At 48.7% G+C, this 12259-nt stretch carries 10 protein-coding genes; 5 read left to right on the top strand and 5 right to left on the bottom strand.

The features are described 5' to 3' along the window. Positions 1-2 precede the first annotated feature (2 nt). The 5 genes from BC351_RS16320 to BC351_RS16340 all read left to right on the top strand — a co-directional run bounded on the left by BC351_RS16320 (position 3) and on the right by BC351_RS16340 (position 5106). Positions 3-1178 (top strand): MFS transporter, encoded by a 1176-nt coding sequence (locus tag BC351_RS16320; RefSeq protein WP_244209031.1) that lies wholly within the window; start codon positions 3-5, stop codon positions 1176-1178. A gap of 29 nt (positions 1179-1207) precedes the next feature. Further along, positions 1208-1900, top strand: coding sequence for an ABC transporter ATP-binding protein (locus tag BC351_RS16325; RefSeq protein WP_079413803.1), 693 nt, complete (start codon positions 1208-1210; stop codon positions 1898-1900). Next, positions 1897-3249, top strand: a complete 1353-nt coding sequence (locus tag BC351_RS16330) for an ABC transporter permease (RefSeq protein WP_079413804.1) — start codon at positions 1897-1899, stop codon at positions 3247-3249. Before BC351_RS16325 ends, BC351_RS16330 begins: the two co-directional genes overlap by 4 nt. A gap of 12 nt (positions 3250-3261) precedes the next feature. Further along, positions 3262-4362, top strand: a complete 1101-nt coding sequence (locus BC351_RS16335) for an efflux RND transporter periplasmic adaptor subunit (protein ID WP_079413805.1) — start codon at positions 3262-3264, stop codon at positions 4360-4362. A 96-nt stretch (positions 4363-4458) separates the two neighbouring features. After that, complete coding sequence (locus BC351_RS16340) at positions 4459-5106, top strand: nitroreductase family protein (protein ID WP_079413806.1); 648 nt, start codon at positions 4459-4461, stop codon at positions 5104-5106. A 67-nt stretch (positions 5107-5173) separates the two neighbouring features. Here BC351_RS16340 and opp4C read toward each other — a convergent pair whose 3' ends face one another. Genes opp4C through BC351_RS16365 form a run of 5 tightly spaced genes read right to left on the bottom strand, consistent with a single transcriptional unit; the run spans position 5174 to position 12217 of the window. After that, complete coding sequence (gene opp4C, locus BC351_RS16345) at positions 5174-6091, bottom strand: oligopeptide ABC transporter permease (RefSeq protein ID WP_079413807.1); 918 nt, start codon at positions 6089-6091, stop codon at positions 5174-5176. A 15-nt stretch (positions 6092-6106) separates the two neighbouring features. Beyond that, positions 6107-7057, bottom strand: a complete 951-nt coding sequence (locus BC351_RS16350) for an ABC transporter permease (protein WP_167388026.1) — start codon at positions 7055-7057, stop codon at positions 6107-6109. 23 nt (positions 7058-7080) lie between these two features. Then, entirely contained in the window at positions 7081-9066 is a 1986-nt protein-coding gene (locus tag BC351_RS43920; protein WP_079413809.1) for an ABC transporter ATP-binding protein, read from the bottom strand. A 59-nt stretch (positions 9067-9125) separates the two neighbouring features. Continuing rightward, positions 9126-10538 (bottom strand): amidohydrolase, encoded by a 1413-nt coding sequence (locus BC351_RS16360; RefSeq protein WP_079413810.1) that lies wholly within the window; start codon positions 10536-10538, stop codon positions 9126-9128. 20 nt (positions 10539-10558) lie between these two features. After that, positions 10559-12217 carry an ABC transporter substrate-binding protein gene (locus BC351_RS16365; RefSeq protein ID WP_079413811.1) on the bottom strand — a complete coding sequence of 553 codons (1659 nt, stop codon included), beginning with the start codon at positions 12215-12217 and terminating at the stop codon, positions 10559-10561. Between the last annotated feature and the right edge of the window lie 42 nt (positions 12218-12259).

Below are 12259 nucleotides of genomic sequence, written 5' to 3' on the forward strand. Positions count from 1 at the left end.
CTATGCGTACGTCTATTAAAATGAAGTCAGATGATTCCCTGCTCCGATTGTTCACATTTTCTTTTTTTATGACAATGGGCATTGTCGTTACTTTCTTTCCATTGTACTTTGATTACAAAGGGTATTCCAAGCTGCAAATCGGCTTGCTGTATGCGATTGGCCCTCTTATCGGGATTGCGACTAATCTATTGTGGGGTTTCCTCAGCGATCGTTTCCAGACGATAAAGAAAATCATGATTATTCTTATACTGGGACAATTGGTAACGTCCATCCTTGTGTTTACGGCGGGATGGTTCTCGTTGTTGTACGTATGTTTGGCCGCTTTTTTCTTCTTCCAGCAACCGGTGAATTCATTAAATGACAGCCAATTAATGCTGAGTATTCGGACGAGTGGCAAAAGCTATGCTTCCTTTCGGGTCTACGGCTCGATCGGCTTTGCTGTTTCTGCTGGAGGCTTTGGCTTGCTTCTTAGACACTATGGTACAGGGCTCACGCCTATTCTATGCTTATTTACCATCGTCTGCACCCTAGTCATCGTTTTCCTGCTGAAGGATGCCCGTCAAGGCGGCAAAAAGATGGCCTTCGGCGGTATGCTGAGCATTCTGCGTTCCAAGAAATTTCTGTGGTTCCTTGTGCTCATTATCATCATGTCCGTTTCCCATCGTTTCAATGATGGCTTCCTTGCCCTTTATATGAGGCAGCTTGGCGCTTCAGATTCCCTCATCGGCTATGCTTGGATGACATCAGCGCTCAGTGAAATTCCGGTGTTCTTTTTTCTCAGCAAGTATGGACACCGCTTTAAGGAGCTGCCTTTACTAGCCTTTGCCGGAATCATCTATGCCGTTCGTTTTTTCATCATGAGCTCGATTCATGATCCTTCCTGGGTCATTTGGATTCAAATGCTGCATAGCTTGACCTTTGGCATTTTCCTATTCACAGCCAATCGTTACATAAGTCAACTTATTCCCGATGAATATCGGTCTTCCGGGCAAGCCATTTTCGCTGTAGCCTGGTCGAGTGTTGCCGGCTTGATCAGCGGGACATTGGGCGGCTGGATATTTGATGCCACAGGCGGAAGCACTGTCTATGCCATTGCCGCATGTTTGTCGATCGTAGCAGCGATTGGTTTTCTTGGAACACATCTATTTCAGAACAATGAAAGTATGCTTAGCAGGTAATGAATTTGTAAAAAGAAGGGACTGGTTACGTGTTAACCATTGAAAGGTTATCTCACAGTTTCCGCACAGGACAAGACGAAACCCCCGTTCTTCATGAGCTTAGTTTCCGGGTAGAGCAAGGAGAGATGGTCGCTCTGCTCGGCAGCTCAGGCTCCGGGAAATCTACGCTACTGAATCTAATGGCGGGCTTAATGAAGCCGACAAGGGGCAGTATTTTAATTGCTGGACAAGCGATTGATAAAATGAACGAAAACCGCTTAGCGGAATTTCGGCGGACGCATATCGGGTTTATTTTCCAATCTTATGAATTAATTCAACATTTAACCGTTCGCGAGAATGTTGAACTCCCGCTAGTCTTCCAAAGCGTTGCAAGCCAAGAACGCAAGCAAAAAGCGTTAGCTCTTCTGCATAAGGTTGGCATCGGCGACAAAGCCGAGATGTTTCCCTCACAGCTTTCGGGGGGACAACAGCAGCGGGTCAGTATTGCCCGTTCTCTCATTACGAATCCTGCCATTGTGTTCGCTGATGAGCCTACTGGAAATCTGGATACAAAAACAGAGAAAGAAATCATTGATCTGTTGATTGACCTGAATAAAAACTCGGGGATTACCTTTGTTATTGTGACACATGAACACGAGGTAGCCAGTCGAACAGAACGAATTTTGCAGCTTCGCGATGGCTATTTGCTTGAAAACAGCGATCAGGCAGGTGAAGCCGGGTGAAACTCAGAGATTATCTTCGTCTTGGCTGGGACCAGCTGCAGCGGCGCAAGGTGGTAACAGCGCTTTGCACCGTCGGCATCGCCATTGGCTCGGCTTCCATCATGGTTGCCCTCGGTTTTGGAGAATCCATTCAACATTACAGCCAAAAGCAAATGAGCTTCTATCTCAAAACAGATGAGATTACTATCGTAGATCAAAGCAATGATCCGAACAACCCAGCCAAATTAACGACAAGCAAACTCGATCTTATACGTACATTCCCGCATGTTAAATCGGTCGCCAGCTTCCAGGATCTGGGCCAGTTCAATTTCACGGTCGATGACGGCAAGCAAAGCTACCTTCATCTCTTCGCTACCGAACTGGATACACTTGAGGATTTCGACGCTAAGTTTCAACAAGGCGGCGCCAGCAGCCAGAACAATCTGATCGTGCTCAATTATGGAGCAACGCTTGGTCTCATGGATGTAAAAACGATAGAAGCTCGCAACAAACTAATGCAGCAAAATCCGAGCAAGGAACAAGACGAAATCTTCCGTCAAATGGACGTTCTCCCTTATGCCTTATACCAGAAGCAAATCCTCCTAAAAGCCAATAACTATCAGGAGCAGTCTGCGAATCCAGCCGGTGCCAGCGCGACCCAGCCTAAAGAAATAACCCTTCGTGTCACAGCCGTACTTAAGAAGCCGGAGGGAATGCCGGAATACATGCTGCAAGGAAACAAAACGGCTTATGTCTCGCCACAAACAGGACTTAATATCCTGGAGTCTCTCAACAAAGCTTCAACGAATGGGCAGCCCCGCTACTCCGAAGTCAAAGTCAAAGTCGATAGCAGCAGCAATGTGAAGCAAGTCGATGAATGGATCAAGAAGCTGAGGCTTACGACGCAGACAAATTTATTTCAAGAAGATCGGATGAAAGGCGAATTCGCCATTGTTCGGCTGCTGCTTACCGGCGTTGGTCTGTTTGTTCTTTTCGTAGCTTCCATCTCCATTGTCGTTGCAATGACGATGTCCACCCATCAGAGACGCAGGCAGATCGGCATCATGAAAGTACTCGGGGCCAATTTAAAACAAATCCGCAATATGTTTATTGTGGAATCATCCCTTCTCGGCATGCTGGGTGGGTTTGTAGGTATTCTACTCTCCTATTGGGTCATATGGGGAATTAACTTAATCATTATCCAATTCGGCTCCAATGGCCGAGGCGATTCCCCCGAAATCTTATTTATCAGCTTCTGGATTCTTCCTGTCGGCATGTTCTTTGCGATTATGACAGGCGTTCTATCGGGCTTATATCCAGCAGTGAAAGCTTCCCGAACAGATGCGTTAACGGCCATTAAACGAGAATAGGAGATTGCCAGCATGAGGAAAAAGAAAACTTGGGTGCTTATTCTTACAGCAGTCATTATCTGCGGGATCAGCAGCTTCTTATACGTATCCAGCCATCCAAAGTCCAAAAACGCCAATCAAGCAGACTCTGCTTCTGCCAAGGCTTTGCAATTCAAAATCACAAAAGAAGATCTAGTTAATAGCATTGAAGTCAAAGGGAAATCCTCCTATGCGAAGGAGACTCGTATTTATGCCCCCTTCAACGGGGAAATCAAAGCGTGGAACGTCACCGACGGTGCTCAGGTTACAAAAGGACAGTTGCTTTTCGAACTTGACGGCTCCCCGCTGCGTGGCGAAATTGCCAGCCTTCAATCGACACTGAAGAAACAACAACTGGAGGCTGATCTTGCTAATTTCAAAGCGGCCGGACCCCAAGGAGATGCGGGCAGCATCGCTGCCGGGGCCGTGAACGAAGATGAGGCCAGAGGGCGCTTTGCCACAGCCGAGGGACGCAAGATTCAACAGCAGCTTAATGAGGTGAACGATACCTCGCTTCAACTTCAATTGGCAAAAAAACAAGAAAAAGTAGAACAAGCTGTGTTCAATGCCCCTGATGATGGCATTTTCTTATTCGAGGATTCAGCCAAAATCCCTAAATCCGTCGAAGAAAGTGCCCGAATAGGGAAAATCGTTGATTTGACGAAGCTGCAATTGGTTTGCACCGTCGGAGAATTCGATGTCTTCCGTATTAAGCCGGGTATGATCGTACAAGTCAAAGTTGAAGCCCTGAAACAGAAAAAGCTTCAAGGCAAGGTTGAGAAAGTATCGAAGTTTGCCAAATCAGGAACAGACCAAGGAACGAGCTCCGCCCAATTCGAGGTCACCATTTCCTTGGAGCCTGACGACCAGTTGATTGCTGGCCTAAGCCTGACAGGAACAATAGAAACTGAAAAGAAGGCAAGCACCGTCGTCGTTCCGACTTTAGCTGTGATGCACGAGAAAGAAGTTTATTACGTTATGCTGCAGAATGCGCAAGGCGCTGAGCGGCGTGAAATTGAGATCGGGCTGGAAACACCTGAGAAAACCGAAGTCCTAAAAGGATTAAATGAAGGCGATACGGTTGTGCTGCAATAGTAAACTGGCATATAATAAGCGTTAAGTCTTAGTACCAAGTAATAAAATACAACCGCTATGGACAAATTGATTTTGCAAAGGCAGGTAACCGTTTCAATGAATTATAATGATTTCAAAACAATTGTATTAGAACGACGTAGTGTTCGAAACTTCACAGAGCAGGCCGTCTCTGTGGAGGATATTCGTGAAATCATCGACTGCGCCAGATATGCGCCAAGCGATACGAACTCCCAAACCTGGAAATTCATTGCCATTCGAAATACAGAAAAAATCAAACACATTGAACAACTTACGTGGGAACAGCTCCACGCTCGCGCTGCTGCTGCTGAGCAGAACGGACTTTCCCGGGAAGCACGTTTGCTGGTGAAATCTTTCGGCCCTTACGCAACTGCGTTCTCGGATGCTCCTGTGTTAATTATTTGTTTGGCTACCCCATACGAATCCAAGTTCCGCGATCGCATTTTCGATCCGATTCAACTTGTTGAAGAGCATGTGTGGGCGGAAGAAGGCATCAAGAGCTCTTGCCTCGCTTCCCAGAACCTGATGCTTGCAGCTCATGCCAGAGGCTTGGCTACGTGCCCGATGACAGGTCCTGTACTGCTTGCTCAAGATCAGATTCGTGCCTACCTGGACATTCCGGAAGAGTGTCAAATCAATATGGTTATTGCCTTGGGCCATCCCAAGGAGCGTCCAGGCAAGCTGGCACGCAAAGAAGTTGATGATATTCTGCAAATTATTGATTAAAGATCTCCCCACCAAATAGTAGGCTGCCCTCAAGGTATTTTGACCTTATGGGGCAGCCTCTTCTTGCTTATTGTCTGGCATCCAGAGCGTCACGCAAGCCGTCTCCTACGAAATTAATCGCAAGCACAGTTAATAAAATCATCGCACCAGGCGGAACCCACAGCCAAGGCTGGTCTGTCAGCACCGTAAGGGACTGTGCATCTGTCAGCATATTACCCCAGCTTGCAGTCGGAGGCTTGACACCCATGCCGAGGAAGCTAAGCCCGGCTTCGCTCATAATCGCTGAGGCAATGCCGAACGTGGCATTGACTATGATTGGACCGATCGCATTAGGCAAAATATGCTGAAATAAAATACGCGGCGTGCTCAGTCCGAGCGCTACGCCAGCCTTCACATAATCGAGCTGTTTGATCGACAGCACGCTTCCTCTAACCAGCCGCGCTACGCCCGGCCATGAGAACAAGGCTAAGACCAGGATGATCGTGGTCATATTCGATCCCAGCACACTAATGATGACCAAGGTAACCATCAGAAAAGGAAAGGCCATGAACATGTCTGTAATCCGCATGACAGCCATATCCAGCCAGCCGCCAAAATAAGCGGATACGATGCCGACTAACGTACCGAAGGTCACGTATAGGGAGACCGTGACAAAGCCGACGATCAGGGAAACTCTTGTCGCATAGATGAGACGGCTCACCACATCTCGGCCGACCTGATCCGTACCCAGCCAATGAACCGCCGATGGCTTCGCAGAGAAGATCGCTGTCACCTCTTTGGGATCATGCGGAGAGATTAGTGGAGCCGACAAAGCAACAGCGATGAGCAGCAGCGTAACGAACAGCCCGGCTACCGCTAGCTTGTGTCTTGTGAAGCGGAGCCAGAACTGCCGCAGCGCGCTGTCTGCCGCTTGCTCATCTGCTATATACGCGACGATGGCCGGTTGTAAGGGCCCCTCTTTCAGTTGATACTCCGATAAGGCCATACATTTACCTCCGAATTAGTTGTAATTAATTCTAGGGTCCGCAGCTGAATACAGCAGATCCGCTAACAAATTCGTCACCAGCACAATCAGGGCTGCTACAAGATTCAAGCCCATCAGCGTTGGATAATCGCGGGAGAGAATCGATTGCATGGTCAGCTGGCCAATCCCTGGCCACTGAAAGATCTGTTCAATCAGGATGCTCCCTCCAAGCAGCAGCGGGATTTCCATCCCAATCACCGTAATAATCGGGAGCAGCGCATTGCGCAGTGCATGCTTGTTCGTCACCCAGAAGGGATGAAGCCCTTTGGAAACCGCTGTGCGCAAATAATCTTGCTTCATCACATCGAGCATACTGGCTCTTACATATCTCACCTTTTTGCCCGCGATCACAACCCCCAGCACGAAAACAGGGAGAATCAGATGACGGACATAATCCCAGACGCCGCCTGTACCTCCAAGTGTGGTCATCCCGCCCGTCGGCAGCCATTTGAGCTGAACCGCCACAATATAGATGAGTCCAAGCCCCAGAAAAAACTGTGGAACAGACGTTCCGATAAAGGACAGCCCCGTCATCAAATAATCGAATTTCGTATTCTGCTTCACAGCGCTCACAATGCCAATCGGCAGTGCAATCATAATGCCAAACAACAGTGCGCTTGATGACAGCAGCAATGTAGGACCAATGCATTGGCCAATCATTTTGGTAACCGGAGCGTAGGAACTGAAAGAATAACCAAGTTGACCGTGAAGTAAATTGAACAGCCACTTGACGTATTGCAGAAACAAGGGATCATTAAGTCCAAGCAAATTTTTCCTCATTTCCAGCAATTCCTTGGGCGTATTCGGATCGATGAACATATCCACTGGATTTCCTGGCGCTAGTTTAATAATGAAAAAGTTAATGACCGAGATGCCAAACAAGACCGGTATGGCGATAAGGACACGACGTATGATGTAATGAAGGATCGCACATCCCCTCCCAAGATTTTCTAATTTATTGGAAAATGGCAAGCAACCGCATGCTCTCCAGCTGTAAGCGGCGGTTCTTCGTGCCGACAAAGCTGCTGGACATAGGGGCAGCGTGTATGAAAACGGCAGCCTGCCGGAGGATTAGCCGGACTAGGCACGTCCCCTTGAATGATTAGCCGCTTATTCGACCGCAAGGTAGGGTCAGGCGCTGGATAGGCATTCAGCAGAATCTGGGTGTACGGATGCTTAGGACGTTGGAATACTTCCTCCTTACGTCCAATTTCCACAATTTTGCCTAAATACATGACAGCAACCCGTGTGCTGATATATTGAACGGCTCCGATGCCATGAGCAATGAATAAGTAGGTCAATTTCAGCTCTTTTTGCAAATCCGCAAGCAGATTCAGAATTTGCGCCTGGATCGATACGTCAAGCGCCGATACCGGCTCGTCACATACAACCAGCTTGGGCTGAAACGAGATCACACGGGCAATTCCAATCCGTTGGCGTTGGCCTCCAGAAAACTCATGCGGGTATCTTTGCTTGTAGGCACGCGGCAAGCCAACCAAATCAAGCAGCCGATCTACCTCTCCCTGCACCTGTTGTCTGTCCACCAAACGATGAGCAATGAATGGCTCAGCCAAGATGTCATTGATTCTTTTGCGGGGATTCAGTGAGGAATATGGGTCTTGAAAAATGATTTGCAGACGAGTACGAATCGGCTTCAGTTCTCTTTGTGAAATATGGGTAATATCCTCGTTTTGAAAAAGAATGCGGCCTTCGAACGGGTCTTCCAGCCGTACAATCGAGCGACCGATCGTTGATTTGCCGCAGCCCGATTCACCAACGAGTCCAACCGTTTCCCCTTCATAAATGGCGAGACTTACATCGTCAACCGCTTTGACGTGTCCCACTGTCCGGGATAAAACGCCTTTTTTTATTGGATAGTACGTCTTTAGTCGATCGATTTGCAGCAAGGGGGTGTTCGTTGTCATACGCCGACCTCCTGTGGATGTGGAATGCGTGGGTTGATCCGCAGCCTGTTCCTGAGCGACCCAGCATCTCACAAGATGCTCAACACCTACTGCTTGCAAGTCAGGCTGGTGCTGTTGACATCGCTCGGTAGCGAGCGTACAGCGTGTATGAAACCGGCAGCCTGCCGGCATGCGCTGAAGGGATGGCACCGTGCCTGGGATGGCGGTGAGACGCCCCCCTTCTCCTTCTAATCGCGGGATGGAGTTGAGCAGTCCCTTCGTATAGGGATGCTGCGGTTCCCGAAACAGTGTGAACACATCCGCTTCCTCTACAATTTGGCCTGCATACATAACAACCACTTTGTCCGCCATTTCCGCTACGACGCCCAAATCGTGGGTAATGAGCATAATCGCAGCGCCGCTTTCCTCACGAAGTTCCTTCATAAGTTCCAGAATTTGCGCTTGAATCGTTACATCAAGGGCAGTCGTTGGCTCATCCGCAATGAGCAGCTTGGGCTTGCAGGATAAAGCCATCGCAATCATAATCCGTTGACGCATGCCGCCTGACAGCGTATGCGGGTATACTTCCATGACATCTTCAGCACGGGGCAGACCGACTTTGCGAAGCATTTGGACAGCGTATGCCTTCGCTTCTTTCCGCGAGTGGCTGGTATGCTGCCGAATCATTTCTACCAGTTGATTCCCAATGGTCAGAACAGGATTCAATGAGCTCATCGGCTCTTGAAAAATCATGGCAATGTCCTTGCCCCGCAAGCGCCGCAGCTCGGATTCTGACCAAGCGGCCAAATTGGAGCCGTCGAAGTGAATCTCTCCTTGCTTAATTCGCCCATTTTGACCTAGAAGCCCCATCACTGATAACGAAGTTACGCTTTTCCCGCAGCCCGATTCTCCAACAATCCCAATGGTTTCCCCGGCTTTAAGCTTGAAGCTGATTTCATCGACCGATATTACTTCTTCCTTTCCCGTCCGAAAGACCGTCTGGAGCCGGTCAATTTCCAGCAAATACGTCATCTTCCACACCGTCTTTTCATATGTAGTAGCGCATCGACACTGCCCACCAGCAAGCAGCCTCAAACGAGAACTGGCGCTTTGACCTCAACAGGAATAGCTGGCAGGTACGGCTTCCCTTGCGTCTTTTTTTGAAACTCAGCTTGAGCCAGACTTAGCAAGCTCCCTCCATCCGTCAGCAGCTCATAGGTGGATAGCGCCAGCAGCTTGGCGGCATGATGCATGCCTTTTAATCCGATCGATGAACCGAAGGCAGCCGTCGCCTGCCAAGTATGCACCTGAACACCAAACGGGGCGCAAGTTGTCATGATTTGACCGGTTGGGGCAATCCAGGATACATCGCCCACATCCGTAGAGCCCCCGCCGGTAGTTGGACCAGTTGGCTTATAATTAACGAATGAAGTTGGCAGGAGGTCATCTTCTGCCAAGCCTAGTTCCTTCTGCCGCTTCTTGGCGTATTGCTGCAAAGAAGGCTCCAGTGTTGCAGCCAATGCGCCCGCTAACGCCAAATCTTCCTCTGTGAACAGAAGCGGCCCCGCTTCATCTTTCTGGTTAAACAGCAGATCATTCAAGGTTTCATTCACATTCAGATCATAAGCGCCGGCTTTGATTTCCCACGTGACTTCCGTTTCAGTCATAAGAGCAGCGCCTTGAGCAATCTTGATCTGACGTTCAAGCAATTCATCCACATGCGCTCGATTCGCTCCGCGCAGGTAGTACCAAACACTTGCCTTGTCCGGAACGATATTAGGCGCTTCACCCCCATTGGTAATGGTGTAATGAATACGCGAGCCGTCAATGACGTGTTCTCGCAAATAATTCGCCCCAATGTTCGTCAATTCAACGGCATCCAGCGCGCTCCGCCCTAAATGAGGGGCAGCGCCAGCATGAGCGGCCCTGCCTTTGAAGAAAAATTCAACCGATGTAAGCGCCGAGCTCGGAATGTTCCACGGCGTGTTCGAATGACCGGGATGCCAGGTTAATGCAGCATCCAGATCATCGAATACCCCAGCGCGTGCCATGAACGTCTTGCCGGAGAGTACCTCTTCCGCCGGGCAGCCGTAATAGCGAATGGTCCCTGTCAATTTCTCTTGAACAAGGCGCTCCTTAAGAGCGATCACGGCCTCTACGCCTGCAGTCCCAAGAAGGTTATGACCGCATCCATGACCTGGGCCATTGGTAATTATCGGCTCCCGAACAGAGCTGGCCTTCTGGGACAGTCCCGGTAAAGCGTCGAATTCTCCCAGAATGCCAATAATGGGTGAGCCGTAGCCATATTCGGCCACGAAAGCTGTCGGCACGTCGCCAACACCCGAAACGACAGTAAACCCAGCCTCCTGCAGGACGGAGATTTGCAGCTTGGAAGCAAACGCCTCCGTATAAGCGACCTCTGGACGGTTCCAAATTTGCAAAGCTTGGTCCTCGAACGTCTTCTTATTTTCATCCAGCCAATCGACCAATTGCTTCTTTCCCATCGACAATCACCTCCGAATCCTTATTTCTTCAAATCCCATTGATTCACATTGTTAAACATTCCGATATCCGAAGGTTTGCCCACGATCACGTTTTTCGTTACCGCCAGCAGCCGTTTCTCCGAATAAACAGCAATCGACGGCAAATCCTGATGCAGCGTGTCCTCCAGCTTATTATAAATATCCTTGCGCTTCGCTGGATCTGACTCCGTCTCTCCTTTCGTAATCAACTCATCGGCAATCGGGCTTTTGTACTTCGTAATGTTGCTCGCATTGTCGCTTTTGAACCCGGTAAAGTAAGAGCTCGGCTCGATATAGAAATCACGCGTAAAAATAGTGATATCGTATTCGCCTTTGCGTACCTTCTGAATCAATGTCGCAAAATCAAATTTCTGGACGTCCACTTTCAGTCCGACAGCCGTTAAATTTTGCACCAAAATATCAGCTGCTTGCTCACGAATTTTGTTGCCAACAGGGATAAGGAATTGAATTGGCTTGCTTGTGTCCCATTTTGCTTCTTGAAGCAGCTTCTTCGCTTTGTCCGGATCGTACGTGTATTTCGGAATGTCTTTATTGTAGTAAGGGTGGTAGCTCGGAATGCCGCCATCAATAATTTCGCCTTGCCCTTTGAGCAGTTGATCAACAATCAGACTCCGGTTGAGGGCATAGGCAATGGCTTGACGAACCTTAGGGTCGCTGATTTTTTCTGTGTTAAAAAAAATCTCCGGCGGAACAGACGGGTTGCCGGATACCAGCTCCACATTAGAGAAACCTTTCACCTTCTCATAATCGGTAATCGGAATAAGTCCAACGGGCACGGAATTCAACTGAATTTCACCCGTTTGGAGTTGGGCAACCAGGTTGGTCGCCGGCAGAACTTTGATGAAAATTTTGTCTAGTTTGGCGACATCGCGGTAATAGTTCGTATTTTTGGCAACTTCAACATATTGGCCCTTCGCAAAGTTAGCGAACTTGAACGCGCCTATGGTCACATCAGGCTTCTGGAAGTAGGGGTGAGTAGCCAACTGCTCCGGCGCCACATCTTTCAGAATATGCTGAGGCAGGAAGAACACTTTGGTGCCGAAGCGCTCTTTGAAAATGAGGGGATCCACAGGTGTCTTCGTTTTCACTTCAAATGTCTTCTCGTCGACGATCTTCAGCCCGCTAATTTCTGTTTTTCCTTCTGCAAGCTTCCCCGCTTCGTTCACGCCTTCAATAAAGTTCAATTTGAAATTCGTTTCCACTTTTGGATGCAAAGCGGTTTGCAGGGTAAAAGCCACATCGGCCGTTGTGAATGGCTTGCCATCATTCCATTTGGCTGCGGGGTCTAGCTTAACCGTGAACGTTTGATTGTCCTTCGTTTCAACGGATTTCGCCAACTTGGGCAGGAATTCAAACTTTTCATTCAGATCCAGCAATGAATCATTAATCAAGGCGATGACGTTATCCGAAGCGGAATCGCCTTGGTCATTGATCTGATTTACCGTAATCGGTGCATTGACGATGCCCACATAGACGGCTTTCTCCCCTTGGGACTGAGGGGCATCGGATGCTTTCGGTGTCGTTGCAGGAGCTGACGATGCTGATGGAGATGCTGTTGGCCCGGAAGTGCCACAAGCCGAGATCACTAGCATGAGCGCAAGCAGCACATACAGCAGGATATTGCGATAAACATACTTCATTCGAATGAACCTCCTTATAATTTTGATTAATCCTATAAACTA

It is taken from the genome of Paenibacillus ferrarius (assembly GCF_002027705.1).
In the GTDB taxonomy this organism is placed as follows: domain Bacteria; phylum Bacillota; class Bacilli; order Paenibacillales; family NBRC-103111; genus Paenibacillus_E; species Paenibacillus_E ferrarius.